Here is a 26,679-nt window from a genome sequence, read left to right on the forward strand (position 1 = left end):
CTACTAACTTATTTTAAGAAATTTAGAAAGAGGCGTTTAAAACATGGCAAACGATGCAATTCGGGTTCGATACGCACCAAGTCCAACTGGACATTTGCATATCGGTAACGCGCGGACGGCAATTTTTAATTACTTGTTTGCGCGACACAATAAAGGAAAGTTCATCATTCGAATCGAAGATACCGATACGAAGCGAAATGTTGAAGATGGTGAACGCAGTCAATTAGAAAACCTTAAATGGTTAGGATTAGATTGGGATGAAGGTCCTGATAAACCTGGTGATTTTGGTCCTTACCGCCAATCAGAACGTCAAGATATTTACACCCCATTAATCCAACAACTTATGGATGAAGGTAAGGCTTACGAATCTTACCGAACCGAAGAAGAGCTAGAAGCTGATCGGGAAGCTCAAAAAGCACGTGGAGAAATGCCACATTATGAATACGAATATGCTGGAATGACCGACGAAGAACGTCAGGCTGCCATTGAAGCTGCTAAAGCTAAGGGTTTGAAGCCAGTTATTCGATTCCGTGTCCCTAAGAACCACGATTTTGCTTGGGATGATATTGTTAAGGGAAACGTTTCCTTTAACTCTGATAGCATCGGTGGCGATTTTGTTATCGCCAAACGTGATGGAATGCCTACTTACAACTTTGCCGTAGTGGTTGATGATCACTTGATGAAAATCAGCCATGTGTTCCGTGGTGATGATCACGTTGCTAACACACCAAAACAATTAATGATTTACGAAGCCTTCGGTTGGCAAGCTCCTCAATTTGGTCACATGAGTTTGATTATCAGTGCCGATACGGGGAAGAAGTTAAGTAAGCGAGACGAAACCGTGCTTCAATTTATCGAGCAATATCGAGACCTAGGTTACCTGCCAGAAGCAATGTTTAACTTCATTGTCTTATTGGGCTGGTCACCAGTGGGCGAAGATGAAATCTTCTCAGTGAAGGACTTCATCAAGATGTACGACGAAAAGCGCTTGAGTAAGTCTCCAGCTAAGTTTGATTCTAAGAAGTTAGAGTGGATTAATAATCAATACGTTAAGGCTAGTGATGAAGACGTGGTTATGGATCTAGCATTACAACAGTTAATCAAAGCTGGTAACCTGCCAGCCGACCCGGATACTAAGACAATTGAATGGGCTCGGAAGTTAATCAACGTCTACAAACAACAAATGAGCTACATGGCTCAAATTAACGAAATGGCAGAAGTCTTTTTCCACGAACCGGAAATGGTCAGTGGTGATGCTTTAGCTGAAATCCAAAATGAAACTGCTCCAGTAGTTTTAAAAGAATTCCGGGATCGCATTGCTGACTTACCAATTTTTGACAAGGTTCAAATCTTGGCTACCATCAAGCAAATTCAAAAGGATACTGGAATTAAGGGTAGAAAACTTTGGATGCCAATTCGAATTGCCGTTACTCATGAAATGCACGGTCCAGAATTGCCAGAATCCATCGAGTTAGTTGGAAAAGAAACTGCAGTTAAGCACGTTCAACAAACATTGGATCAACTAGAAGCCAACAATTAATTAATCAAAAAATATTTATTAATTTATGAGGTCCGTTGAATGTCAACGGACCTCATTTCAATTTGCAAATTTAAATCCTAAAATTAACACTGATTTGTGCTATGATTTCAATAAATACCGATGAAGCGAGGAAAAAGCCATGCTACAAATTTTTAACACCCTAACCCGGCAAAAAGAACCGTTTAACCCACTCAATCCCGGAATTGTTAATATGTATGTTTGTGGACCCACAGTCTACAACTATATTCACATGGGTAACGCTAGAAGTGTCATCGCTTTTGATACCATTCGGCGTTACTTAGAATACCGGGGTTATCAAGTTAATTACGTTTCTAACTTTACCGATGTTGATGACAAAATGATTAAGGCTGCTGAAGAAAACCATACAACCGTCGAAGCCATTGCTGATAAGTATATCGCTGCTTTTTATGAGGATACTAAGGCTCTTAACATTCAACCAGCCACTAAAAATCCTCGAGCTACTGATAATATTGCTGAAATCATTAGCTTTGTTTCGGAATTAATCGAAGCTGGATATGCTTATGATGTTGACGGAAATGTTTATTATCGAGTTCGAAAGTTTCCGACCTATGGGGAACTAGCACATAAGAACATTGATGAGTTAGAAGTGGGAGCAAGTCAACATGTCGACTTAGCTAATGGCGAATTTGCCCAAAAAGAAGATCCCGTTGACTTTGCCCTTTGGAAAAAGGCTGACGACGGTAAAGTAGCCTGGGATTCTCCTTGGGGCCCTGGACGCCCTGGATGGCACATCGAATGCTCGGTTATGTCTACCCGTTACTTAGGAGATACTATTGATATTCATGGTGGTGGTGAAGATCTTATTTTCCCTCATCACGAAAACGAACGAGCCCAAAGTGAGGCTAAGACCCACAAACAATTCGTAAAATATTGGATGCATAACGGCTTTGTAACCGTTGGGGATGATAACGAAAAGATGAGTAAGTCACTAGGCAACTTTGTTACGGTTCATGACCTATTAAAGGAAGTGGACGGTCAAGTAATTCGCTTGCTAATGTCAACTACTCATTATCGTCGGCCAATTCAATACAATAACGCTAGTTTACAAGAAGCCCAAAGTAACTTTAAAAAGTTACAAACTGCTTTTAACAACGTTACCTATCGGCAAAAAAATGCGGAAGTGGGCAACGACCCTAAGGTGGAACAAGAAGTCCGCCAAATCGTAGCTGATTTTACAGATGCAATGGATGATGATTTTAATGCTCAAAACGGAATCGCTGCTGTTTATGAATTGGCTAAATTCGCTAATGTATACGCTCAAAATGAAATTGTCTTTGCAAACACTTTGCAATTCTTAGCTCAAACCTTAAAAGATCTAACTGCTATTTTTGGGGTGGTATTGAGCGCGGAAACTATTTCGGATGAAGATATCGAAGTTTTAATTGCCGAACGAGAATTAGCTAGAAAAAATAAGGATTTCATCAGAAGTGACGAAATTCGTGAAGAACTAAAAGCCCAAGGAATAGTATTAGAAGACACTCCTCAGGGGACTCGATTCAGAAAGGAATCATAAAATTACATGGAGACTTATCAACAACTTAACGGAGTGGCATTAGCGTATATGGGAGATGCAGCTTATGAAGTCTATATTCGCCAGCATTTAATTGAACAGGGATTAACCAAGCCTACAAAATTACATCATGTGGCTACTAATTATGTTTCAGCTAAGGCTCAAGCAGCCTTGATTCGGCAAATGGAAGCCGATCAATATTTAACTGAAACTGAGTGGGATTACTTTAAACGTGGTCGTAATGCTAAAAGTTATACTCATGCCAAAAATACCGATGTATTAACTTACCGGGTTTCTACTGGTTTTGAAGCCGTGATGGGGTACTTATACCTTAGTGATCAACAAGAACGATTAGCTGAAATTGCGGCTTGGTGTATACAACAAGTGGAAGGGGGAAATTTACGTCATGAAACCAAATAATGAAGAAGAAAATAATGACTTTGTGATCGGTCGCCATCCAGTGGTTGCTGCTTTGCAAGCTAAACAAGAAGCTAACAAACTATTTTTACAAACTGGCATCAACGAGAAAGATCCGGTAATTGCTAACGCTCTAAAGATTGCTAACAAGCAACACTTAGTAATTTCACGAGTACCTAAGCAAAAGCTAGATCTAATGACTGACCGACAAAACCATCAGGGAATCGTGTTAGCCGTTGCAGCCTTTGACTATGCTACAATTGACGATTTATTTGCTAATGCTGAACAAAAAAATGAAGCTCCGTTTTTTATAATTTTAGATAATATTGAAGATCCCCATAATTTAGGGTCTATTATTAGAACTGCTGATGCTGCCGGAGTTCACGGAGTGATCATTCCTAAACGGCGGGCAGTCGGATTAACTTCTACAGTGGCTAAGACTTCAGCTGGGGCCATAGAACGGGTACCAGTGGCTCGAGTTACTAATTTAACTAACGCAATTAATGAACTTAAGGAGCGGGGAGTCTGGGTATTTGGAACTGACATGCATGGGACGGATTACCGTCGTTGGGATGCCAAAGGCGCAGTAGCCCTGATTATTGGAAACGAAGGTAAGGGCATTTCACCATTAGTTAAAAAACAAGTAGATGAAATGTTAACCATTCCGATGGTTGGAGATATTCAAAGTTTAAATGCCAGTGTGGCCGCAAGTGTCCTTATCTATCAGGGATACAATGCTAGACATCCATTGAACTAGGTGAGCTCATGAAAGAGGACCTATTAATTGTCGATGCCTATAATATGATTGGTAACTGGCCAGAATTAAATAAATTAAAGCTTAGTGGTCGGCTGGAAGAAGCTCGTGATCGACTGCTATTCGTATTGTCTCAGTACAAAAAGTACCGAGATCTTAATATGATCGTAGTATTTGATGCGATGTACGTTCCAGGAAATGCTAAAAGTTTTCGGCAATATGATATGGAAATTATTTGGACTAGTAAAGACCAGACTGCTGATAGCTATATCGAGGCTTTAGCGCGCCAGAAGCAAAGCAGATTCGTTCAAGTAACGGTGGCTACCAGCGATCAAGCTGAGCAGTGGACCGTGTTTTCTGCAGGAGCATTACGAATTCCGGCACGCGAGTTGTTAGCAGACGTAAAGCGAGCTGAACGAGAAGTTAATCAAGAAGCTAAGGTGATTGCTGATCAAGGTCAGATTTTTCGCCGCTCACCGTTTACTGCTAACCAATTATTATCTTTAGAAAAATTAAGGGATGAATTGAGCCATAGGGGTCATAAATAAATTTATATTTGAAGATGTTAGTAGTTATATTTTGAGGGTATGAAACTAATGTTCGCTTGTTGAAAACGATTTCTTGAAATAGTCTGAACCTATTCTAATAGAGGAGGGTTTATTTCATGGAACAAAACAACCTTGATTTAATTAATCGGGCTGCGGCAGGTGACGATTTAGCGATCATGCAATTATTTAATACTTATCTTCCAATCGTAAAGAAGCTACAGTCTGAGTTTTACATCGCTAATTTTGAGATTGATGATTGGTATCAATAAGCCCAGATTACTTTATTTCATTCCACACGAAAATTTAATCCGGCTAAAAACGTTACATTTGGTAGTTTTTATAAGCGAAACTTGCACAATCGGGTGATTGATTTAATTCGGGAATCTCAAGCTAAAAAACGAATCCCTAAATCTGAATTACGCTCGATTGAGGCTAGAGAACAATATTATGTAGAAACGATCCAAGACCATCAAGAGCTTATGCCCGACTTAAGAGTCCTACTAGGGGAATCCATTACTGAATCATTTAGTAAATTTTCTCGATTAGAAAAACAAACTTTTCTTCAGATGTTAGATCGTCAAGGATCATCACAACAATTTTCAGCTGCTGCAAGGAACGCCTTCGACAGGTGTCGGAAAAAATTTTACGATACTGTTGATTGACTGAAATTAAGATCAATGTTAGTATGAACTGTGATTGTCAGGAGGAAGTTAAATGGCCTACAAAAAAGTAGCGTTAGCTTGTTCGGTTTGCGGGTCTAGAAATTATACAATTCCTGCAAATCCGAATCGAACTAACCGTTTAGAAATTAAAAAATTCTGTAAGTATTGTGGTCAACATACGTTGCACCGCGAAACCAAGTAATCTTGCCGGGGAGGAAAAAACGATGAAATTCATTAACTTTTTAAAGAGCGTCGTTCAAGAAATGAAAGAAGTTACCTGGCCTAATGCCCAAGAAACTAGAAGAGATACGTCAACCGTTGTTGGCACTTCAATTTTGATGGCAATTTTCTTAGGCTGCATTGATTGGTTCTTTCAATGGGCTTTGCAATTATTTGCATAGTCACTACCCGAATAGTTTGGTATACTAATACTGAAGCACAAGCAAAACCTGTTAAACAACAGGTTTTTTTGTTGGATTAAAAAGGAGAATATGATGGTCGAATCAGCTGAAAAGAAATGGTACGTATTACATACGTATTCTGGATACGAAAACAAAGTTAAAATGAATTTGGATAGCAGAAAGCAATCCATGGGAATGGAAGATAACATTTTTAGAGTCGTTGTTCCAGAACAAGAAGAACACGAAACTACTAAAAGTGGTGAAGACAAAGTTAAAATGGATAAAACTTTCCCTGGCTATGTGTTAGTTGAAATGGTCATGACGGATCAAGCATGGTATATTGTGCGAAACACTCCAGGGGTTACCGGATTCGTGGGTTCCCATGGTCAAGGTAGTAAACCCACACCATTGTTGCCAGAAGAAATTGATCATGTATTGAAGATGATCGGTATGAATGCTCGTCACGAACAATTAGACGTCGAAGTGGGCGATTCTGTTGAAATTGTGGACGGTGCCTTCGCAGGTTTAACTGGTAAGATTACCGAAATTGACAACGAAAAGATGCGTTTGAAGGTTAATATTGATATGTTTGGTCGGGAAACTAGTACTGAACTTAAATTTGACCAAATCGATCCAATTGTTTAGAAAATTTTGGGAAGTAATTGTCGCTAAGAAAAAGTTGTGGTATAATCATGTGGTATGTTTCTACATACTGATAAACGTGGGAGGAGAAATCTAATCTCCACTTACCACACACGGACTTAAGGAGGTATGTCTCGTGGCTAAAAAAGTAGCTAATATTGTTAAATTGCAAATCCCTGCGGGCAAAGCAACACCTGCCCCTCCAGTTGGTCCTGCTTTAGGTCAAGCAGGTATCAACATCATGGGCTTCACTAAGGATTTCAATGCACGGACTGCTGATCAAGCAGGTATGATCATTCCAGTTGTTATTACTGTGTATGAAGATCGTTCATTTGATTTCATTACTAAGACCCCACCTGCTGCTGTTTTGCTCAAAAAGGCTGCTGGTGTTGAACATGGTTCCGGCGAACCTAACACTAACAAGGTTGCAACTGTAACCAAGGATCAAGTTAAGCAAATCGCTGAAACTAAAATGCCAGACCTTAACGCTGCTGACGTTGAAGCAGCTATGCGCATGGTCGAAGGTACTGCACGGAGCATGGGCTTCGTAGTTGAAGACTAATTTAAGTTAGTCTTTTGGTAGCTTTGATGCGTAGCTGACGCGTCGCGTGGGAGGTTGAACCCGTTATAACCACATTGCAAGGAGGAAAACACACATGGCTCGTAAAAGAGGAAAACAATATCAAGATGCCTTAAAGCAAGTAGACCAAGATAAAGCATACGCCGTAAACGACGCTGTTGAATTGGTTAAAAACATCGACTTTGCTAAGTTTGATGATACTGTAAGCATCGTATTTAATTTAAACGTTGATACTAAACAAGCAGACCAACAACTTCGGGGGGCAGTTGTCCTACCTAACGGTACTGGTAAAGACCAAACCGTTGTTGTATTTGCAAAGGGTGACAAGGCTAAAGAAGCCGAAGAAGCCGGTGCAGATTTCGTTGGTGAAACTGACTTAGTTGAAAAAATTCAAGATGGCTGGTTAGACTTTGATGTCGCTATTGCTACTCCTGATATGATGGCTCAAGTAGGTCGTTTAGGTCGAGTATTGGGACCTAAAGGCTTAATGCCAAACCCTAAGACTGGTACTGTTACCATGGACGTTGCTAAGGCAGTGTCTGACTCAAAAGCTGGTAAGGTTACTTACCGGACTGACCGTGATGGTAACGTAGCAGTTCCTGTTGGTAAGGTTTCATTTGATGCCGATAAATTAGCTGGCAACATTAAGACAATTGCTGACGTAATTGTTCGTGCCCGTCCAGCTGCTGTTCGTGGTACTTACGTAAAGAACGTTTCAATTTCATCTACCTTTGGCCCTGGTGTTGAAGTGGATATTGAATCAATCTAGTTTGTACTAGTTGGAATTAAATTCCGAAAAATCCCTATGTTGACGATCTTTTGCCAATATGGTAAAATCATCTTTGTTATATTTCTGCCTAAGACTCAGGTGGCGTAAGCCTTAATATCCTGCCGAGGAAAGTTTCTTTTCCTATGTCTACGGTGGCATAGGGATTTTTTATTAAATCCCAACGAAAATTTTGGGAGGTGAATTTCGTGAGTGAACAAGCTATTGCTGTTAAAGCAAAACAAGTTGAAGAAATTGCAGATCAATTAAAGAATGCATCTTCTGTTGTAGTTGTTGATTACCGTGGCTTAACCGTTGCTGAAGTAACTGATTTACGGAAGCAATTGCGTGATGCTGGTGTTAGCATGCAAGTTATCAAGAACAAGATCTTGATGCGGGCCGCTGAAAAGGCTGGTTTTGATGGTTTGAAGGATACCTTTGTTGGTCCTACTGCCGTTGCTTTTGGTTCTGAAGATCCAATTGCCGCTGCTAAGATTTTGCATAACTTTGCAAAAACTGCTGAAGCACTTGAACTTAAGGGTGGTATCATCGACGGCGAAGTTGCTTCTGTTGAAGAAATCTCAACATACGCTACTTTACCAAGTCGCGAAGAACTATTGTCTACCTTGGCAAATATTCTTCAAGCACCTGTACGTAACGTTGCATACGCCGTTAAGGCAATTGCAGAAAAGAAAGAATCTGACGATGGCGACGCTGCCTAGTCAATACTAAAATTCCAATTATAAGTGGAGGAAAATACAATGGCTTTTGATAAAGACAATATTATCGACCAATTAAAAGAAGCTTCAATTACTGACTTAAACGACTTAGTTAGCTCAATCGAAGAAGAATTCGGTGTTTCAGCTGCTGCTCCTGTAGCTGCTGCTGGTGCTGCTGGTGCCGATGCTGGTGCTAAGGATTCATACGATGTTGAATTAACTGAATCTGGTGACCAAAAAGTTAAGGCTATCAAGGTTGTCCGTGAAATCACTGGACTTGGCTTGAAAGACGCTAAGGGTCTTGTTGATGGCGTTCCTTCTGTTATCAAAGAAGGCGTTTCTGAAGACGAAGCTAACGACATCAAGGCTAAACTTGAAGAAGTTGGTGGCGTAGTTACTCTTAAGTAATTTCGCTTTAAAAAGCTCATTTCCTAATGGAAATGAGCTTTTTTTGTTTTCTTAAATTTTGGTAGAAAGGTTTGCCATGATGGAGGTTTTAAGGGAAAATGAAAGTATCAAATTATGATTTAGGTAAAGGGGATCGCACTCATGGCAATTTTAGTATTAGGTGGAGCAGGCTATATTGGTTCACATACTGTAGATAGACTAGTAAATACTGGTAGTGACGTTGTGGTGGTTGATAACTTATCAACTGGCCATCAATCTGCTGTATCTGAGGGTGCTCGATTTTATGAGGGAGATGTTCGTGACCAGGAATTTATGGAAACTGTTTTTAACGATGAGGCGATTGATGCGGTGATTCATTTTGCGGCCTTTTCCATTGTTCCAGAATCAATGAAAACTCCCCTGAAATACTTTGATAACAACGTTGGTGGGTTGATTACATTATTAGAAGTAATGAAAAAACATAACGTCGATAAACTTATTTTTTCCTCATCAGCAGCTACATACGGAGAACCTACTAGGGTTCCGATTGAAGAACCCGACCGACAAATGCCAACGAACCCATATGGGGAAAGTAAATTAATGATGGAAAAAATCATGCGGTGGTGTGATCAAGCTTATGGTATTAAGTTTGTCGCTCTTCGTTACTTTAACGTTGCTGGGGCTAAGCCGGATGGTAGTTTGGGTGAAGATCACCACCCAGAAACTCATTTAGTTCCCATTATTTTAGAAGTTGCCGCTGGTAAACGTGATCAGTTGACTATTTTCGGAGATGACTACGATACAGATGACGGTACTTGTGTGCGTGATTATGTCCATGTTGAAGATTTAGCCATGGCTCATATTTTAGCGGTGAGTTATTTGGAAAATGGCAATCCTAGCCGTTCCTTTAACTTAGGATCTTCTACCGGTTTTTCTAACTTACAAATGTTACAAGCCGCTCGAAAAGTTACGGGGCAAGCAATTCCGATGGTAATGGGACCTAGACGGGCAGGTGATCCAGGTACCTTAGTGGCAGCTAGTAAAGAAGCTTGCGAAATCTTGAACTGGCAACCAGAGTACGATGACGTCGAAAAAATTATTCAAACCGCTTGGAATTGGTACCAACAACATCCAAATGGATATGAAGACTAAAAAAACAGTCAGGAAAAATTCCTGACTGTTTTTTTAGATCTTTTTACCAAAGTTGTAATCTGAATCTTGCATGGATTCAACGTTTCCGAGTAAGTAACCATTACCTACCTGAGAAAAGAAATCATGGTTAGCGGTAGTAGTTGAGATACCGTTCATAATTACCGGATTAACATCTTCGTTAGTATCGGGGAAGAGAGGATCTTGGCCTAAGTTCATCAAAGCCTTATTAGCATTGTAACGAATGAAGGTCAGCACATCTTCTGTCCAGCCAACTTGGTCATATAATAAGTGAGTGTAATTTTCTTCATTTTCATATAGCTTATAAAGAAAATCATACAACCAATCTTTTAGTTCAGATTGATCTTCGCTAGACAATTGATTATAACCAATTTGGAATTTATAACCAATATAGGTTCCGTGGACCGATTCATCACGTAGAATTAGCTTGATGATTTCGGCGACGTTAGAGAGCTTGTTGTGCCCCAGATACCATAGTGGGGTGTAGAAACCGGAATAAAAAAGAAAAGTTTCCAAGAAGACACTGGCGATTTTCTTTTTTAGTGGGTTAGGTTCATCTTTATAGATATCTCTAATCTTTAAGGTTTTATTTTGGAGCAATTCCTCGGTATCACTCCAATCAAAAATTTCTTCAATTTCATCTGGAGTATTTAAAGTTGAAAAAATAGATGAGTAACTTTTAGCATGAACTGATTCCATAAATTGGATGTTGTTCAATACTGCAGTTTCGTGCATTGTTACGGTATTTTTTCTTAAAGAAGCCATTCCTTCTTGAGATTGAAGGGTATCTAGTAAAGTAAGACCGCCAAAAACGTGACCTACTACCCAGCGGTGATCATCGTCTAACGTCCGCCAGTCAGCTAGATCGTTGGAAAGGGGAATTCTGGTATCAAGCCAAAACTGCTCAGTAAGTTTTTCCCAGGTGGCTTTATCAATTGCATCATCAACTGCATTCCAGTTAATGGCATTATAGTTTTCGGTCATATCATTGATCCTCCGTTAAATTACACAACTCTCACATTGGTTGGCACCTACCTCACTTTGGTCGTCAGTAAATGTGCGAATGTAATAGATTGATTTAATTCCTTTGTAATGAGCATAATTTCTTAAAATATTTAAGTCTCTGGTGGTCATTTTATCTGTACGTCCGTCTTTCCATTCGTATAGTCCTTCAGGAATGGTTGAACGCATAAATAAAGTGAGACTCATGCCTTGATCGACGTGCTCTTGAGCGGCCGCATACACATCAATTACTTGACGCATGTCAATATCATAAGCTGATTGATAATATGGCATGGTATCGTTAGAGAGGTAAGGGGCCGGATAGTAAATTTTACCGATCTTAGATTCTTGACGTTCCTCAATTCGGTTAATGATAGGGTGGAGACTAGCAGTAGTATCGTTAATGTATGAAATAGAGCCATTAGGAGCCACCGCTAATCTATTTTGGTGATATAAACCGTAATTCATAACCGCTTCTTTTAATTTCTCCCAATCAGCTGGTTGAGGAATGAAGACGCCATCGAAAAGAGATTTTACCTTATCAGAAGTAGGACCATAAGAATGGGTTAAATACTTATCAAAGTAACTTCCATCTGCATACTTGCTTTTTTCAAAATTCACAAATGTTTGGTTGCGTTCTTTAGCAATTTGATTGGAGGCCATTAGGGTCCAATAATTCAAAAGCATAAAGTAAACGCCAGTAAATTCAATGGATTCAGGTGATCCATAGTAAATATGATTTTTAGCTAAGAAGCTATGTAACCCCATGGCTCCTAGCCCGATAGAGTGGGCTTCTTGGTTTCCTTTTTGAACGGAAGGAACAACATCGATATTAGAATGATCAGTTACAAAGGTTAAAGCTCGCACCATGGCTTCAACTGAATGACCAAAATTAGGAGAACTCATGAGGTTATTGATGTTAGTGGAACCTAAGTTACAAGAAACATCTGTACCTAGTTGGGTGTATTCCTGACGATCATTTACAGTTGAAGGGGTTTGAACTTGTAAAATTTCTGAGCATAAATTGCTCATTACAATTCTACCATGAATTGGATTGGAATGATTAGCGGTATCAATGTTAATTACATATGGATAGCCGGATTCTTGTTGTAACTTACTGATTTCAGTTTCTAGATCTCGGGCTTTGATCTTTTTCTTGTGAATATTTTCATTGGCCACCAGGTTATCGTATTCCTTGGTGATATCCACATAGGCAAATGGGGTATTGTATTCACGTTCCACGTCGTAGGGGCTAAAGAGATACATGTCTGCATCTTCTTTAATTAGATCGTAGAATTTATCTGGCACCACAATTCCTAATGATAGGGTCTTTAGTCGAATTTTTTCATCAGCATTTTCTTTTTTAGCACCTAAAAAGGCAATGATATCTGGATGAAAAACACTTAAATAAACTACGCCAGCCCCTTGGCGTTGACCTAATTGGTTGGAATATGAAAAGCTGTCTTCCAATAATTTCATGACCGGAACCACTCCAGAAGCGGCTCCCGTAATGTGCTTAATTGGGTCTCCGGCTCCCCGTAAGTTAGTCAAATTAATGCCGACCCCACCACCGATTCTGGATAGTTGAAGAGCTGAATTGATAGTTCGGCCAATAGTGTTCATATCATCAGTAGTTTGAATTAGAAAACAAGACACTAGCTCGCCACGTCGTTGTCTGCCCGCGTTTAAAAAGCTAGGGGTGGCAGGTTGATAACGTTGGTGGATAATTTCGTCAGCTAGATCCATAGCGAGCTGCTGATCACCATCTGCAAAATAAAGGGCGTTTACGGCTGCTCGATCAACGAAACTTTCTAGGTAATGTTCCTTGTCATCGGTCTGCAATGCGTATTGAGCGTAAAATTTATAGGCAGCCATAAATGACTTGAAGTGAAAATCTTGACTGTTTAAGTAGTCATATAGTTTTTCGATAAAAGTGAGTGAGTATTTAGTTAAAAAATCTGTTTCATAATATTGATTTTTAGTTAGGTAATCTAGACGTTGCTTAATAGAATCGAATTTGATTGTATTGGGTTCAACGTTTTCAGCTAAAAAAGCTTCGAGAGCTTCTTGATCTTTGTTGAGCGGAATTTGACCATCAATGGGAATATTAATTTGATTATTGAGATCAAAATACGTCACATCTTCTAGTTTAGTTAATGCCATTGGAAATTACCCACTTTCTAAGTTTTAAAAAAATAAGCGAGACCTGAAATGGTTTCGCCGTTTTAGTACCGTCTTTTTATGGTAGAATAGTGACTATCGTTATTAATCACTAACCTGCAACTGCTTGAAGTTGTTGGGGACGAAAACCGCTAAAAGCTGGTTGTCCTTCGATTTCAATTACTGGAAGAGATTGGAAACCGTTAGATTTCAAGTAGTTAATGTATTCTGGTTGTTCGTTAATGTTATGTTCCTCAAAGGCAACGTCATGTTCTGTAAGGTAACGCTTAGTCATCTTGCATTGCATACAGTTATTTTTGGAATAAATCGTTACTTTTGCCATGTAATTCACCTTCTTTTCATTCGTTAACTTTTGATATGCTTTTAGTCTACACTAAAAAATAGAAATTGCAATTTGAAACAACCACAAGATCTGGTGTTAAAAACGGTTTAATGCCACTAAATATTGACTTTATGTGTGTTTGAAAAAAACTATTAGAATTTGGAGAAATAATTATGACAGAACAGCAATATTATTATTCGACTAATCCAACCGCCGAACATAACTTGATTTCATGGCCATATGAGCTACGAGGACATAACTTTACGTTCACTACGGACAACGGAGTGTTTTCTAAACACTTAGTGGATTATGGTAGTCGAGTCATGATTGATACGGTTGATTTAACTAATTTACCAGCTGGTCCGATCTTAGACTTGGGGGCGGGTTACGGTCCGGTAGGAATCACCGTAGCCTCTGAATTGCCTGACCGCCAAATCGATATGGTCGACGTTAACGAACGAGCATTGGGCTTGGCTAAACAAAATGCTGCCGCTAATCACGTGACTAACGTTCGAATTTTTAGTAGCGATGTTTATGCTGGCGTTAAAGATCAGCAATACGCAGCGATTATTACTAATCCACCAGTGCGAGCTGGTAAAAAAGTAGTGGATCAAATGTTGTCAGAAGCGATTGATCATCTAGTGGTGGGTGGCAAACTCACTGTAGTTCTACAGAAAAAACAAGGCGCCCCGTCCGCTAAAAAATTAATGGAACAGGTTTTTGGCAACTGTTTGATTTTAAAACGTAGTAAGGGCTATTATATTTTAGAAAGTACCAAAAAGGAGTGGCGTAAGTGAACGAAACTGATTACATGAGATTAGCCTTAAAGGAAGCTCAAAATGCCGCCTTAATTGGCGAAGTTCCTATTGGCGCGGTGGTCGTCTGGCAAGGTAAAGTAATCGGCTGGGGCCACAATTTAAGGGAGCATTTAGAAGATGCTACTGCTCATGCAGAATTGTTGGCAATTCAAGAAGCCTGTCGTTACCTAAACAGTTGGCGGCTGATTGATTGCGATCTTTACGTCACAATTGAGCCGTGTCTGATGTGTGCAGGAACTATTGTAAATTCGCGCATTCGGCGAGTTTATTTTGGGGCAAGAGATCCTAAAGCGGGAGCAACCAAAAGTCTCTACGAAGCGTTAGAGGATTCTCGGCTTAACCATCAAGTAGAGGTTCACGAAGGCTTATTAGCCGATGAAGCTGGTCAAGTGATGCGCGACTTTTTTAGGGCTGCTCGGAAACGCAAAAAAGCGGCTAAGAAAAAACTGAAAAAGAGCTAGTTTTTTAATCGTAAAAAGTGTATACTAATTATTGCCGTAAGGCCTTGAGGCAAAAGTCAGCTTACGAATCGTGTCAGGTCCGGAAGGAAGCAGCACTAAGTATCCTTGATTTTGTGCCTCTTGTTTTTTATAAAATTAATAGATTACCTTTGAGGTAACCATTAAAATTAAAATTCAATACCCACTTTGGGTATTGAATTTTTTTCTTTAGAAGGATGATTCTACTGGAATGATTTTGTTTAAAATTGATCGCACCGATTGGTGGTCAAATTGACAATTTCATAATATAATTATTTAGATGTTTTGATTGGTGAAAAGAAAAAAAGGAGACTTTCGATGAGTTATCAAGCTTTATACCGGGTTTGGCGACCACAGCGGTTTGATGAAATTGTGGGTCAATCTATTATTACTCAAACGTTAAAAAATGCACTGATTACTCAACGAATTAGTCATGCCTATTTGTTTACAGGACCCAGAGGAACTGGGAAGACTTCGGCAGCTAAAGTTTTCGCTAAAGCAGTCAATTGCCATTATTTAAAAGATGGAGAACCCTGCAACGAATGCGAAACTTGTCAGGCCATTACGGCGGGGCGTTTAAACGATGTCATTGAAATTGATGCGGCGTCTAACAACGGCGTAGAAGAAATTCGTGATATTCGAGATAAAGTCAAATATGCGCCTACTCAAGCAGATTATAAAGTTTATATCATTGACGAAGTGCATATGTTATCTACTGGGGCTTTCAATGCATTATTAAAAACGTTAGAAGAACCACCTGCTAACGTCATTTTTATTTTGGCAACTACCGAACCTCATAAAATTCCGGCTACCATTATTTCCAGAACTCAACGATATGATTTTAAACGAATTCAACCTAAAGTGATTTTGGAAAGAATGGAATACATTTTAGGACAGGATCAAGTGACTTATGATGCTGATGCCTTAAAGGTGATTGCTAAAGCTGCTGAAGGTGGAATGAGAGATGCGCTGAGTATCTTGGACCAAGCGATGGCTTATGGTGATCAGTCCGGAGTATCCTATGATAATGCTTTGCAAGTAACAGGCAGCGTTACTAATCAACTACTAACTGATTACTATACCCAGATTGTAGCTAAGGATACTAAGGCCGCCTTAGTATCGGTTCAAAAAGTTTTAAGTGATGGTAAAGATGCTCAACGCTTTTTAGAAGATGTGACGGCGTATAGTCAAAACCTACTGCTTTATCAACAAGATCCTGAGATGGTTAATCAAATGGAGTTGGGGATTATCGACGAGCAGTTCAAGCAAATTAGTGCGCAAGTTAACCCAGAAACTATTTATCAGATAATTGATGAGTTAAACGAAGTAGCTAATTCAATGCGTTACTCGATGCATCCGGATGTTTACCTGGAGGTTTTGACGGTTAAATTAACTCATTTAACTTCTGAGAAAACAGCAACCACAGTTGTGACGGAAGCTAGCAATCAAAATGAAATTGAGCAGCTTCAACAGCAAGTACAGCAACTTCAAGAACAATTAGCTAGTTTAAAGAATACTCAACCATCACCCGCGTCGGTCTCGGCTCCAGTTAAAAAGACACCTAAGAAGTCAGCAAATGGAATTAAAGTTGCTTTAAATAAAGTGTATCCGGTGCTAGATCACGCTACTAGAGCGGCATTGGATTATCAAAAGGCTAATTGGTCTGATTTATTAACCACTTTGTCAGTGACTCAACGGGCCGTTATGCATGTCTCTAAACCGGTGGCTGCCAGCGATGATGGGGTGATTGTAGCGTTTGATTACTCATTTTTGTTTCAAAAAGCACAATCTGATCAAGAGTTAGTAGATGCTTTAGAAAATGGCTTAGATCGGGTAACTGGACGCAATGTAAAAGTAGTTTTTGTTCCAGAAAACGAATGGCCCCAGATTCGTAAGGATTATTTAGTGGGAAAGCAAAAGAGTGGCACCACTAAGGAAATGGATGACACCGAGACAGCAGAACCAGAACAAACTGAATCGGTTCCACCAATTGTTGAAAAAGCCGAAGAATTATTTGGCAGTGAAATTTTAGATATTAAAAATGATTAAGATATAGACGGAGGATTTACAATTATGAACGGTATGAATATGAATAAGATGATGAAGCAAATGCAAAAGATGCAAAAGCAACTTTCTGCAGAACAGGAAAACTTAAACCAACAATCATTTGTGGGTAAGGCTCCCAGTGATATGGTGATTGCTACGTTTAGTGGTGATCGGAAGTTGACTGATCTTCAAATTAAGCCCGATGCTATCGACCCAGAAGATCCTGAAATGCTCTCTGATTTGGTATTAGCAGCGGTAAATGATGGTTTGCAACAAGTGGCAGCAGCTACTGAACAAACCCTTGGTAAATACACTAAAGGCATTCCCGGAATGTAAGAAGGAATTTAAATGCAATATCCAGAACCAATTGCCAAATTAATTGACAGTTATATGAAATTACCAGGAATTGGGAATAAAACAGCGACTAGATTAGCATTTTATACCCTTGACATGGATGAAACTGATGTAAAGGATTTTTCTAAAGCTTTACAGGCCACGAAGGACGACTTACATTTTTGTTCAATTTGTGGCAACATTACCGAAGCAGACCCCTGTGAAATCTGTACTGATAAAACCAGGGATCAAAGTCAAATTTTAGTGGTTGAACAACCTAAAGATGTGATGGTAATGGAACGAATGCACGAATATCACGGCCTTTACCATGTTTTACAAGGAGTTTTATCACCAATTGAAGGTAAGGGACCAGAAGAACTAAACATTAAATCGTTGATTAAGCGACTCCAAGATAATCCAGCAGTCAAAGAAGTCATTGTAGCAACTAATGCAACTCCGGAAGGCGAAGCAACTGCTATGTATCTAAGTAGACTTATTAAACCGGCTGGGATTAAGGTTACTAGATTAGCTCACGGATTATCAGTTGGAGCGGATATTGAATACGCCGATGAAATGACCTTGTTTAAGGCTGTCGAAGGTCGAACGGAGTTGTAAAATTATGAAAATACCATGGTTTCGTCGGCAGGGTGTTAAAGAAGAATATGATCAAAGATTATTGGATTTAGTTAATACGCTCAAAGAAGAATGGGATTATGATCGTCGTACTCAAGAAGCGGTAGCTGACGGTCAAATTGATTTGGATTTAGAGGCAGAAACAATATTGGCTAAACAAAAATTTTTCTTCATTTATAAAGAAGCCCGATTGCGCCGAGTTAAAAACACAACTATTCAATCTTCAGTGATTAATTATGATCCGTACGAATAATTCTAATAGAGGTGAGTGACTTTTCCGTCAAGTAAGCGATCAGGTAAAAATCCGATAGTTTCAATGGAAGAAAGGTCACTCTTTTTAATTATAAAGAGGGGTAATATGGGACATAGAGGCAAGTTTATTAGTTTTGAAGGTCCGGACGGAGCCGGAAAAACTTCTGTTTTAACAACAATTCAAGAACTATTAGCTCCCGCACTAGGTGAGCGACTGATAGTAACTAGGGAACCGGGAGGCGATCCTATCGCCGAACAAATTCGATCAGTAATTTTGGATCGCAAAAATCAAGCAATGGATGTGCGAACTGAAGCATTACTATACGCTGCTTCACGTAGACAACACGTAGTTTCTACGATCTTACCAGCATTGGAAAACGGACAGTTAGTTTTATGTGATCGTTTTGTAGATAGTTCGATTGCCTATCAAGGCGCAGGTCGTAAAATTGGGGAACAATCGATTGCAGAGATCAATCATTTCGCTACTCAAGGGCTGCTACCAGCGAAGACCATTTATTTTGATATTCCGGTTAGTGTGGGACTAAAAAGAATTGCTCAACACCGAGATACTAAAAAAATTGATCGTTTGGATGTAGAAACGGTTGATTTTCACGAACGGGTACATGCTGGCTATGATAGATTGATTAACCAAAATCCCGACCGGTATGTAGTAATTGATGCTAGTCAAGAATTAGATGTAGTAGTTGCAGAAGCCTTAACTGCTATTCAAGCAGTAGCACCAGAATATTTTGAGTAAGAAAGGTGAGAAATCAATATGAAATTAGTAATTGCGATTGTTCAAGATAAGGATGCTAGTCGTCTACGATCTACCTTTGTTGCGAATGATATTGTAGCGACAAAGTTTGCAACTGCTGGTGGCTTTTTACGTGCTGGAAATACTACGTACTTTGTAGCGATAGATGACGAAAAGGTGGATTTAGTCTTACAATTGATTAAGGAAACCTGTTCTGCTCGTAAGCAATACATGACACCACCCGTCAGCATAAATGGAGACGGCGCTGAGCAAACATTTCCTATTGAAGTCGAAGTTGGCGGAGCAACGGTGATGGTATTGCCAATTGATGCTTTTCACCAATTTTAGGGGTAGACAATGATTGAAGAAATTCAAACTAGGCAAACGGAAATTGTCCACCAATTTATGAATTTAGTGGCAAATAATCGGTTATCCCATGCTTACTTATTTACGGGAGAAGCTGGGGCAGGCCAGCTAGAGGTAGCAGAACTAGTGGCAATGCGTCTATTTTGTAAAAACGTGCAGAATAATTTGCCCTGTGGAAAATGCCCTGAATGTTTGCGAATTTTAAATCAGGAGCATCCTGACGTAGTGATGGCTAAACCAGAGGGACTAAGTATTAAGGTTGATCAAATCCGGTTTATTAAAAGTGAATTTTCTAAGAGTGCGGTGGAAGGTCAGCAAAAAGTTTTTATTATCGAAGCCGCTGATAAAATGACGATCGGAGCTGCCAACAGTCTCTTAAAATTTATTGAAGAACCTGCTGGTAGTGTGGTGACCTTTTTAATTAGTCCGGAAAGACAGTTAGTTTTGCCCACCATTGTTTCGAGAACTCAGGTGGTAGAATTTAACGCGGTAGCTAATAATTTATTAACTGAAAAACTTACTGAATTAGGAGTCGCTCCCAGTCAGCAGCCACTTTTGCTAAGTCTGACAAATGATTTACAGCAAATTAAAGAGTGGAACAAAGATGATTGGTTCACTAAAATTGTTAGTCAGATAATTAAGTGGGATGAATATTTGATCGCTGGCAATCCGCAAGCTTTTTCTCAAATTCAAATGAAGATTATGCCATTGGTTACTAACCGAGAGCAGCAACGATTGGTATTGCAACTAATTGTGGCTTTATGGCAAGAAACATTATTAGTTAAGTACGGTCAAGTTGACGTTAAGGAAATTAAGTTTCAAGGAGCTAAACAGCAACTAACGCAGGCAACTTCCATGAGTACCGAGCAATTATTACTAGGGTTGAAAAAGATATTGAATATGAAATCTATGGTGGATGTAAATGTTAGTTTCCAAAATATGTTAGAGAGCACGACGTTAAGCATACTAGCAATTTTTGAGTAAATGGTAGGGTGGTAAAATTTGGATAAACAAGATGCATATCAAGCATTGCAAGATGTAGACCAACAATTAAGCCGGGCAGCTAGTCAATTTTCTGATTTACATGAAACATTGATTACTTTGCTGGAAAAAAATGCCGAGTTAGAAATTGAAAACCAGCATTTAAGAGAACGGGTAAACCAAATTCAGGCCAAAGAAGAAGAGGATGATGAAGAACACCTATCATCTTCCCGGAAAAATTTAGAGAAACTATACAATGAAGGTTTCCATGTCTGTGGTCAATTTTACGGTAAGCACCGTGAAGAAGGCGAAAACTGTATCTTTTGTATGGATGTCATTTATGGCCGGCGGTAAGGTAGGAGAAAATAGTGCAGACACAATCTAGTTTTGAAAAACATGACGGGGGTGGCGCTTTATTTTTGGTGCCTACGCCTATTGGTAACTTAAGTGATATGACTTTTCGTGCTGTAGAAACGTTAAAAACGGTGGATCTAATTGCGGCCGAAGATACCAGAAACACACAAAAACTTTTGAATCATTTCGAAATTGAAACTCGTCAAATTAGTTTTCATGAGCATAATACATCAGAACGGATTCCAGAATTGATTACTAAACTCCAGGATGGAATGAATATTGCCCAAGTAAGTGATGCTGGAATGCCATCGATTAGTGATCCTGGTAAGGAATTAGTAAAAGCAGCAGTTGAACAAAGTATTCCCGTAGTACCTCTTCCAGGTGCTAATGCTGGAGTTACGGCGTTAATTGCCTCTGGAATTAATCCACAGCCTTTTTATTTTTATGGTTTTCTACCTCGAAAAGACAAGGATCAACGGCAAGAATTAGTGCAATTAGCTCAAAGAACAGAAACTACTATTTATTATGAAGCCCCTCATCGACTCACCAAAACTCTTAAGAATATTGTGGCGGAGTTTGGCGAAGAACGACAGGCAGTTTTAGGACGAGAACTAACCAAGAAGCACGAAGAATTCATCCGGGGTAGCTTATCCGAGCTATTAGCTTGGGCAACTAAGGAAAATGTACGAGGAGAATTCGTGATTATCATTGCTGGTAATGATAATCCAACAGTAGAAGACCAACCGGAATTAACGTTAACGCCGATTGAACAGGTGCAGCATTATATTGCTGAAGGAATGGCAACCAATGCAGCGATTAAGTTAACTGCTAAAGAACGCGATTTGCGGCGGCAAGATTTATATAATCAATTTCACGATATTAAGTAAGGAAGTAAAAACAGTGGCAAAAAAATATAGTTTAGATCATCAAGTTTTATATTATGAAGGTGACGTCACCAACCAAATGACCATTGCGATGTTATTAAACGTAGTGGTGCTAACTTCGGAAGCTCAAAACCGTAATCTAGGCATTGATCATAATGTGTTAGGAGAGCAAGGCTTAGGCTGGGTAGTGACTTCATATTCGATGAAGGTTAATAGAATGCCACGAGTTGATGAATTAATTACCGTTACTACTAGAGGAACTTCCTACAATCGTTTCTTTGCTTTTCGTGAATTCTGGGTAGTTGACGCTGATGGTCAAGAGTTAGTTAAGATCGATAGTATTTGGGTGTTAATGGATGAAGTTAAACGTAAAATTACTACGATCAGTCCAGAAGTGGTTAGCCAGTATGAATCAGAAGCAGTTAAGAAAGTTCCTAGACTTCCAAGACCAACTGCCCCCGAAGCCGTTATTGCTGAGAAGAATTACCAAATTAGATATAATGATATTGATTTCAATGGGCACGTTAATAATTCTCGTTATTTGGAATGGATAGTAGATACTCTACCAATGACTTTCCTAGAGCAACATAACCCTAGAACCATTGATATTCGGTTTGAAAACGAAGTGGTCTATGGACAAACGGTTCAAGGAACCGTTGAACTATTGGGAGATGATTCTCAAAGCATTTCTCGCCATGAAATTAAATTTGACGATACCATCGCTGCATTAGCTGAAATCACCTGGCAAAAAGCTACTTTAACGGAGGACAAGTAATGAAAATATTAGCATTAGATACATCCAATCAGCCGCTAACGGTTGCCGTTTTAGTGGATGGTAAAATACAAGCTAGTGAAACCCTTACTACGCATAAAAAACATGCCGAATTCCTATTACCGGTTATTGAAGATTTAGTCCAAAAGTCGGGCTTAAAACCGGTCGATATTGATCGAGTAGTGGCGGCAGTTGGGCCTGGATCCTATACTGGTATTCGAATGGCAACCACATTTGCTAAGTCCTTTGCTAGTACCTTGGATAAAGAATTAGTAGCAGTTTCTAGCTTGTTAGCTTTGGCCCTCAATGTTAGGGATGAGGAAGTGCTAATTAATCCGATCTTTGATGGTCGTAATCAAAACATGTTTACCGGACTTTATCAGTGGCAAAATGGACAATTGAAAACTGTAGTGGATGACCAACACACAAATATGGATGATTGGTTAAAGCAATTGGCAAATGTTGAACTCCCAATTGTAATAGTGGGTGAAACTGATAACTTTGTAGGACCATATAAAGATGCATTGGGATCACAAATTCAAGTAGCCCAAGGATTACAAAATATTCCTAATGCAGCTTTATTGGCAGAATACGGACAACAATTAGAGCCTATTAAAAACGTGGATGGCTTGGAACCTCGCTATTTACGGCTTACTAAAGCTGAAGCTGATTGGCAGGCTGCTCATCCAAATGAAAGGGGTGGTAACTATGTGGAAAAGGTTTAAAACTTGGTATGGCAAAAATATTAGTAATCGTGATGCTAGATTACGAGAAAAATATTTAGATATCAGAAACCACGAGGTTACCATCAATGATATGGATTATTTCCTAGCTAAGGCGGTAATTCCAGATATTCCTGAAATTTTAGGAATTGAACGGTCGGTTTATGGGGGTCAAACTCCTTGGGATGATAAGGCTTTTCAAAATGAGTTAAGTCGTAAAAAAGATCGTTTTTATTTGGTTTTAAGAAGAAACGATTGGCTAGTAGCGTTTATCGGTTGTTCATTGAATTTTAAGACCAAGGACTGTCATATTACCAATGTTGCGGTAGCTCCCAATTTTCAAAACCACGGCTTGGGTTATTTTTTAGTGACTAAAATAATTAAAAAAGCCCGACAATTAGAGTATAAAAAAGTAACTTTGGAGGTGCGGGTAAGCAATACTAAGGCGCAAAAACTATACCGGACCTTAGGTTTTCAAGATGCCGGAATTAAGCAAGGGTACTATAATGGTGATCATGAAGATGCCTTAAACATGGAATTAGAATTAGATGGGACAGCTGATGCCGTAGTTCCTGATTATGATACGGAGGAAAAATAGTGGCACGAAATTTAATTTTAGCTTTTGAAACTAGCTGTGACGAAACTTCAGTAGCGGTTATTGAAGATGGTAACCAAATCCTATCTAACGTGGTGGCTACTCAAATTAAAAGTCATCAGCGGTTTGGTGGAGTGGTTCCAGAAGTAGCTAGTCGGCACCACATTGAGCAGATCACTATTTGCGTAAAAGAAGCATTGGCTGAAGCTCAAGTGACTTATTCGGACCTAACTGCGGTTGCTGTAACTTATGGTCCGGGATTAGTAGGAGCCCTATTGATAGGGGTAACTGCTGCTAAAACGATTGCCTGGGCTCACAATTTACCGTTAATTCCGGTAAATCATATTGCGGGTCATATTTATGCTGCTCGATTTGTACAACCAGTGGAATTTCCAGCCATGGCATTGGTTGTTTCTGGTGGACATACTGAGCTAGTATATATGCCAGCTGAAAACCAGTTTGAGATTATCGGAGAAACTAGAGATGATGCAGCTGGAGAAGCCTACGACAAAATTGGTAGGGTATTAGGAATTAATTATCCTGCTGGTAAGACAGTGGATGAATGGGCACATGAAGGTCAAGATACCTTTAACTTTCCTAGAGCAATGGATAAGGAAGATAATTTTGATTTTAGCTTCAGTGGTTTAAAAAGTGCCTTCATCAATACCGTTCACCATGCTGATCAAATTGGTGAAACTTTAAATTCCCAGGACTTGGCTGCTAGTTTTCAAGCAGCCGTTGTGGACGTGTTAGCGGATAAAACTGTGAAGGCTTTGCAACAGTACCCGGTTAAAGAACTAATTTTAGCTGGTGGGGTTGCCGCTAACCGGGGAATTCGATCACGATTACAACAGGAACTTAAAGCTTTCTCGACAACCGAACTAGTACTAGCACCATTAGCTTTGTGTGGTGACAATGCCGCTATGATCGGAGCAGTTGGTGAAGTTTTATATCGCCATAATGTATTCGCAGATGCGAGTCTTAACGCTAATCCAGGATTAGAATTTGAATGGGCAGCAGATAGTGAACGTTAATAAAAAAGGAATTTTGACAGCTTAAACATGTCAAAATTCCTTTTTTTATTATTCTAATAGTTCTTCTAATTCAATACTTTTTTCGGTCCACTGCATTTCGACTTCGTCAGTCTTAGCCTGGTTATCGTCTAAGGCTGCTTGTAGTCTGCCTAGTTCCTCATAGTCAGTTTGTACTATAGAAACCATTTGTTCTTCAATGGCGGTACGTTGATCTTTCAGCTCTGCTAGTTGGTGTTCCAAGTCTTGAACTTGTCGTTCCATCTTCCGGCGCTTCTTCTGCGCTTCTTTACCTAATTGATAATTATTTTTAGAAGAGGAGTTATTAGTAGTAATATCTGTCCGTACTTTTTGTTCTTCGTTACGGGCTTTAATTGCTAATTGTTCGTCCTTTTTCTCGACGTAGTAATCATAATTTCCAAGATAAGCAGTGCTGCCTTCTGGACTAATCTCAATTACCGAAGTGGCCACTTGGTTAATAAAGTAACGGTCATGAGAAACGAATAAAATGGTACCGTCAAACTGTTTTAAGGCGGTTTCTAAGACTTCACGACTGTCAATATCCAAATGGTTGGTTGGTTCATCAAGAATTAGGAAGTTATCGTGCTTCATCGCAAGCTTAGTAAGTAATAACCGTGCTTTTTCGCCACCCGATAAATCTCTAACCTGCTTTAAAACGTCATCGCCAGAAAATAAGAAACTACCTAAAATACTTCGAATATCTTTTTCTGGAGTGGTAGGATGTTCGTCCCACAACTCAGCTAATACCGTTTTGTTATTGTGCAGACTTTGTTGTTCTTGATCGTAATAGCCAGTATCCACGCCCGTTCCAAAGGCAACGTTGCCCTTGATAAACGGAATTATTCCTAAAATACTTTTTAATAGGGTAGACTTGCCGATTCCGTTTGGCCCCACGATAGCCACTGCCTGGTTGGCGGTGATGTCTAAGTTTACCGGTTCGGCTAGTACATTATTATCATAGCCTACGGCGGCATCAGTTACCTTCAACACGTTATGTCCGCTTTTCCGATTACCGGAAAATGTAAAATGAGCAACTTTTTCATCACTATTGGGACGATCAATTCGGTCCATTTTAGCAAGTTGCTTTCTTCTGGCCTGAGCCTGCTTGGTGGAAGAAGCTCGCACGATATTCTTATCAACAAAAGTTTGAAGTTTTTGAATTTCAGCCTGCTGCTTTTCATAAGCTCGTTCTTGTTGGTCTTCTAGTTGAGCTTTTTGAGTGATATAGTCAGAATAATTTCCCTTGTAATGGTGAAGGGCATTATGAGCTAAATCATAGACCTCATTAACCAATTTATCTAAGAAGTAGCGGTCATGAGAGATGATTAAAAGAGCGCCACTATATTTTTGAATATAACCTTCTAACCAGGTAATGGTAGCAACATCTAAATGGTTGGTAGGTTCGTCTAAAATTAAAAGTTCCGGCTTTTCTAATAGTAGCTTAGCTAAGGCTAACTGGGTCTTTTGACCGCCAGAAAGTTCGCTGATAAAGTGATTGTAATATGGTTCATCAAAGCCAAAGCCGTGTAATACTCCGCGAATTTCAGCAGCATAACCGTAGCCATTTTGACGTTCGAACTCTGCTGATAAGCGATCATAGGAGGTAGCCAATTGTTCCAATTGGTCTTGGTCAGTAGTAGTACCCATTTGGTTTTCTACTTCGTGAAGTTGATTTTCTAATTGTTTTACCCCGGCAAAAACGGATTCCATTTCAGCGTAGACAGTTTTATCTGATTCTAATCCGGTATCCTGAGCAAGATAACCAATTGATAAATCTTTTTTCTTTGTGATTTCGCCACCATCAATACTAGTTTGGTCCATTATCATTTTAATTAGGGTAGATTTACCAGCACCGTTTCGGCCGACTAAGGCAATTCTACTATTATCTTGAATAGTTAGGTTAACGTTAGTGAATAAATCTTCGCCATTAAACCGTTTGGTGGCATTTTTAACTTGGAGAATTATCAAGGCAATCTCCTTTCTAAGAGTTCTGTT

34 protein-coding genes, 1 other RNA gene and 1 other annotated feature are annotated in these 26,679 nt (G+C 39.4%); of the genes, 31 read left to right on the forward strand and 4 right to left on the reverse strand.

Going from position 1 to position 26,679, the window contains the following annotated elements; translation table 11 throughout:
* Positions 1-43 precede the first annotated feature (43 nt).
* The 15 genes from gltX (at position 44) to galE (ending at position 10,120) form a co-directional block, all read left to right on the forward strand.
* Complete coding sequence (gene gltX, locus FC56_RS03365) at positions 44-1,540, forward strand: glutamate--tRNA ligase (RefSeq protein ID WP_056978057.1); 1,497 nt, start codon at positions 44-46, stop codon at positions 1,538-1,540.
* A gap of 139 nt (positions 1,541-1,679) precedes the next feature.
* Positions 1,680-3,095 carry a cysteine--tRNA ligase gene (gene cysS / locus FC56_RS03370; protein ID WP_056978058.1) on the forward strand — a complete coding sequence of 472 codons (1,416 nt, stop codon included), beginning with the start codon at positions 1,680-1,682 and terminating at the stop codon, positions 3,093-3,095.
* Between the two features lie 6 nt (positions 3,096-3,101).
* The gene (locus FC56_RS03375) at positions 3,102-3,512 is read left to right on the forward strand and encodes a Mini-ribonuclease 3 (protein WP_056978059.1); all 411 of its coding nucleotides are present in this window, start codon (positions 3,102-3,104) and stop codon (positions 3,510-3,512) included.
* Positions 3,499-4,266, forward strand: a complete 768-nt coding sequence (gene rlmB / locus FC56_RS03380) for a 23S rRNA (guanosine(2251)-2'-O)-methyltransferase RlmB (protein ID WP_056978060.1) — start codon at positions 3,499-3,501, stop codon at positions 4,264-4,266. Before FC56_RS03375 ends, rlmB begins: the two co-directional genes overlap by 14 nt.
* An 8-nt stretch (positions 4,267-4,274) precedes the next feature.
* Positions 4,275-4,811 carry a YacP-like NYN domain-containing protein gene (locus tag FC56_RS03385; RefSeq protein ID WP_054669489.1) on the forward strand — a complete coding sequence of 179 codons (537 nt, stop codon included), beginning with the start codon at positions 4,275-4,277 and terminating at the stop codon, positions 4,809-4,811.
* Between the two features lie 116 nt (positions 4,812-4,927).
* Entirely contained in the window at positions 4,928-5,080 is a 153-nt protein-coding gene (locus tag FC56_RS08110; protein ID WP_156410658.1) for a hypothetical protein, read from the forward strand.
* A gap of 81 nt (positions 5,081-5,161) precedes the next feature.
* Positions 5,162-5,473, forward strand: a complete 312-nt coding sequence (locus FC56_RS03390) for a hypothetical protein (protein ID WP_054669488.1) — start codon at positions 5,162-5,164, stop codon at positions 5,471-5,473.
* A 52-nt stretch (positions 5,474-5,525) separates the two neighbouring features.
* Positions 5,526-5,675, forward strand: coding sequence for a 50S ribosomal protein L33 (rpmG, locus tag FC56_RS03395; RefSeq protein WP_054669485.1), 150 nt, complete (start codon positions 5,526-5,528; stop codon positions 5,673-5,675).
* Positions 5,676-5,697: 22 nt separating this feature from the next.
* Positions 5,698-5,874, forward strand: coding sequence for a preprotein translocase subunit SecE (gene secE / locus FC56_RS03400; RefSeq protein WP_054669482.1), 177 nt, complete (start codon positions 5,698-5,700; stop codon positions 5,872-5,874).
* A 93-nt stretch (positions 5,875-5,967) separates the two neighbouring features.
* Positions 5,968-6,519: a transcription termination/antitermination protein NusG gene (nusG, locus tag FC56_RS03405; protein WP_054669479.1), complete on the forward strand. Its 552-nt coding sequence runs from the start codon at positions 5,968-5,970 to the stop codon at positions 6,517-6,519.
* Between the two features lie 133 nt (positions 6,520-6,652).
* Complete coding sequence (gene rplK / locus FC56_RS03410) at positions 6,653-7,078, forward strand: 50S ribosomal protein L11 (protein WP_056978061.1); 426 nt, start codon at positions 6,653-6,655, stop codon at positions 7,076-7,078.
* A 94-nt stretch (positions 7,079-7,172) separates the two neighbouring features.
* Positions 7,173-7,865, forward strand: coding sequence for a 50S ribosomal protein L1 (rplA, locus tag FC56_RS03415; protein WP_056978062.1), 693 nt, complete (start codon positions 7,173-7,175; stop codon positions 7,863-7,865).
* Between the two features lie 69 nt (positions 7,866-7,934).
* Positions 7,935-8,044: a sequence feature (ribosomal protein L10 leader region), on the forward strand.
* 27 nt (positions 8,045-8,071) lie between these two features.
* Entirely contained in the window at positions 8,072-8,584 is a 513-nt protein-coding gene (gene rplJ / locus FC56_RS03420) for a 50S ribosomal protein L10 (RefSeq protein WP_054669468.1), read from the forward strand.
* A gap of 39 nt (positions 8,585-8,623) precedes the next feature.
* The gene (gene rplL, locus FC56_RS03425; protein WP_054669465.1) at positions 8,624-8,989 is read left to right on the forward strand and encodes a 50S ribosomal protein L7/L12; all 366 of its coding nucleotides are present in this window, start codon (positions 8,624-8,626) and stop codon (positions 8,987-8,989) included.
* 141 nt (positions 8,990-9,130) lie between these two features.
* Complete coding sequence (galE, locus tag FC56_RS03430) at positions 9,131-10,120, forward strand: UDP-glucose 4-epimerase GalE (RefSeq protein ID WP_056978063.1); 990 nt, start codon at positions 9,131-9,133, stop codon at positions 10,118-10,120.
* A gap of 33 nt (positions 10,121-10,153) precedes the next feature.
* Here galE and nrdF read toward each other — a convergent pair whose 3' ends face one another.
* The 3 genes from nrdF to nrdH all read right to left on the reverse strand — a co-directional run bounded on the left by nrdF (position 10,154) and on the right by nrdH (position 13,643).
* On the reverse strand, positions 10,154-11,122 hold the full coding sequence (nrdF, locus tag FC56_RS03435) for a class 1b ribonucleoside-diphosphate reductase subunit beta (protein WP_056978064.1): 969 nt from the start codon (positions 11,120-11,122) through the stop codon (positions 10,154-10,156).
* A 15-nt stretch (positions 11,123-11,137) separates the two neighbouring features.
* The gene (gene nrdE / locus FC56_RS03440; RefSeq protein ID WP_056978065.1) at positions 11,138-13,303 is read right to left on the reverse strand and encodes a class 1b ribonucleoside-diphosphate reductase subunit alpha; all 2,166 of its coding nucleotides are present in this window, start codon (positions 13,301-13,303) and stop codon (positions 11,138-11,140) included.
* A gap of 109 nt (positions 13,304-13,412) precedes the next feature.
* Positions 13,413-13,643 carry a glutaredoxin-like protein NrdH gene (gene nrdH, locus FC56_RS03445; RefSeq protein ID WP_054669457.1) on the reverse strand — a complete coding sequence of 77 codons (231 nt, stop codon included), beginning with the start codon at positions 13,641-13,643 and terminating at the stop codon, positions 13,413-13,415.
* A gap of 173 nt (positions 13,644-13,816) precedes the next feature.
* On the opposite strand from nrdH, the gene FC56_RS03450 reads away from it, so the two are divergent.
* From FC56_RS03450 to tsaD, 16 genes are all read left to right on the forward strand, one after another.
* Entirely contained in the window at positions 13,817-14,440 is a 624-nt protein-coding gene (locus FC56_RS03450; protein WP_056978066.1) for a class I SAM-dependent methyltransferase, read from the forward strand.
* Complete coding sequence (gene tadA, locus FC56_RS03455) at positions 14,437-14,922, forward strand: tRNA adenosine(34) deaminase TadA (RefSeq protein WP_290122998.1); 486 nt, start codon at positions 14,437-14,439, stop codon at positions 14,920-14,922. The genes FC56_RS03450 and tadA overlap by 4 nt, the downstream gene beginning before the upstream one ends.
* A 35-nt stretch (positions 14,923-14,957) precedes the next feature.
* Positions 14,958-15,055, forward strand: an RNA gene (gene ffs / locus FC56_RS08030) — signal recognition particle sRNA small type.
* 203 nt (positions 15,056-15,258) lie between these two features.
* Positions 15,259-16,989 (forward strand): DNA polymerase III subunit gamma/tau, encoded by a 1,731-nt coding sequence (dnaX, locus tag FC56_RS03460; RefSeq protein ID WP_056978067.1) that lies wholly within the window; start codon positions 15,259-15,261, stop codon positions 16,987-16,989.
* 21 nt (positions 16,990-17,010) lie between these two features.
* Positions 17,011-17,322, forward strand: a complete 312-nt coding sequence (locus FC56_RS03465) for a YbaB/EbfC family nucleoid-associated protein (protein ID WP_054669451.1) — start codon at positions 17,011-17,013, stop codon at positions 17,320-17,322.
* A gap of 12 nt (positions 17,323-17,334) precedes the next feature.
* On the forward strand, positions 17,335-17,934 hold the full coding sequence (recR, locus tag FC56_RS03470; protein ID WP_056978068.1) for a recombination mediator RecR: 600 nt from the start codon (positions 17,335-17,337) through the stop codon (positions 17,932-17,934).
* Positions 17,935-17,938: 4 nt separating this feature from the next.
* A complete protein-coding gene (locus FC56_RS03475; protein WP_054669446.1) occupies positions 17,939-18,205 on the forward strand; it encodes a YaaL family protein in 267 nt (88 codons plus the stop codon).
* Positions 18,206-18,310: 105 nt separating this feature from the next.
* Entirely contained in the window at positions 18,311-18,961 is a 651-nt protein-coding gene (tmk, locus tag FC56_RS03480; protein WP_054669443.1) for a dTMP kinase, read from the forward strand.
* 18 nt (positions 18,962-18,979) lie between these two features.
* The gene (locus FC56_RS03485) at positions 18,980-19,306 is read left to right on the forward strand and encodes a cyclic-di-AMP receptor (protein ID WP_054669441.1); all 327 of its coding nucleotides are present in this window, start codon (positions 18,980-18,982) and stop codon (positions 19,304-19,306) included.
* A 9-nt stretch (positions 19,307-19,315) separates the two neighbouring features.
* Positions 19,316-20,308: a DNA polymerase III subunit delta' gene (gene holB, locus FC56_RS03490; RefSeq protein WP_056978069.1), complete on the forward strand. Its 993-nt coding sequence runs from the start codon at positions 19,316-19,318 to the stop codon at positions 20,306-20,308.
* Between the two features lie 18 nt (positions 20,309-20,326).
* Positions 20,327-20,659 (forward strand): DNA replication initiation control protein YabA, encoded by a 333-nt coding sequence (locus FC56_RS03495; RefSeq protein WP_054669436.1) that lies wholly within the window; start codon positions 20,327-20,329, stop codon positions 20,657-20,659.
* 14 nt (positions 20,660-20,673) lie between these two features.
* Positions 20,674-21,546 (forward strand): 16S rRNA (cytidine(1402)-2'-O)-methyltransferase, encoded by an 873-nt coding sequence (gene rsmI, locus FC56_RS03500; RefSeq protein WP_054669433.1) that lies wholly within the window; start codon positions 20,674-20,676, stop codon positions 21,544-21,546.
* A 13-nt stretch (positions 21,547-21,559) separates the two neighbouring features.
* Positions 21,560-22,318, forward strand: a complete 759-nt coding sequence (locus FC56_RS03505) for an acyl-[acyl-carrier-protein] thioesterase (RefSeq protein ID WP_056978070.1) — start codon at positions 21,560-21,562, stop codon at positions 22,316-22,318.
* Entirely contained in the window at positions 22,318-23,040 is a 723-nt protein-coding gene (gene tsaB / locus FC56_RS03510) for a tRNA (adenosine(37)-N6)-threonylcarbamoyltransferase complex dimerization subunit type 1 TsaB (protein ID WP_056978071.1), read from the forward strand. Before FC56_RS03505 ends, tsaB begins: the two co-directional genes overlap by 1 nt.
* On the forward strand, positions 23,024-23,635 hold the full coding sequence (rimI, locus tag FC56_RS03515; RefSeq protein ID WP_056978072.1) for a ribosomal protein S18-alanine N-acetyltransferase: 612 nt from the start codon (positions 23,024-23,026) through the stop codon (positions 23,633-23,635). The genes tsaB and rimI overlap by 17 nt, the downstream gene beginning before the upstream one ends.
* Entirely contained in the window at positions 23,635-24,666 is a 1,032-nt protein-coding gene (tsaD, locus tag FC56_RS03520) for a tRNA (adenosine(37)-N6)-threonylcarbamoyltransferase complex transferase subunit TsaD (protein WP_056978073.1), read from the forward strand. Before rimI ends, tsaD begins: the two co-directional genes overlap by 1 nt.
* A gap of 48 nt (positions 24,667-24,714) precedes the next feature.
* On the opposite strand, the gene FC56_RS03525 is transcribed toward tsaD, so the two are convergent.
* Entirely contained in the window at positions 24,715-26,652 is a 1,938-nt protein-coding gene (locus tag FC56_RS03525; RefSeq protein WP_056978074.1) for an ABC-F family ATP-binding cassette domain-containing protein, read from the reverse strand.
* Positions 26,653-26,679: the final 27 nt, after the last annotated feature.

It is taken from the genome of Lentilactobacillus senioris DSM 24302 = JCM 17472, from assembly GCF_001436555.1.
GTDB classification, from domain to species: domain Bacteria; phylum Bacillota; class Bacilli; order Lactobacillales; family Lactobacillaceae; genus Lentilactobacillus; species Lentilactobacillus senioris.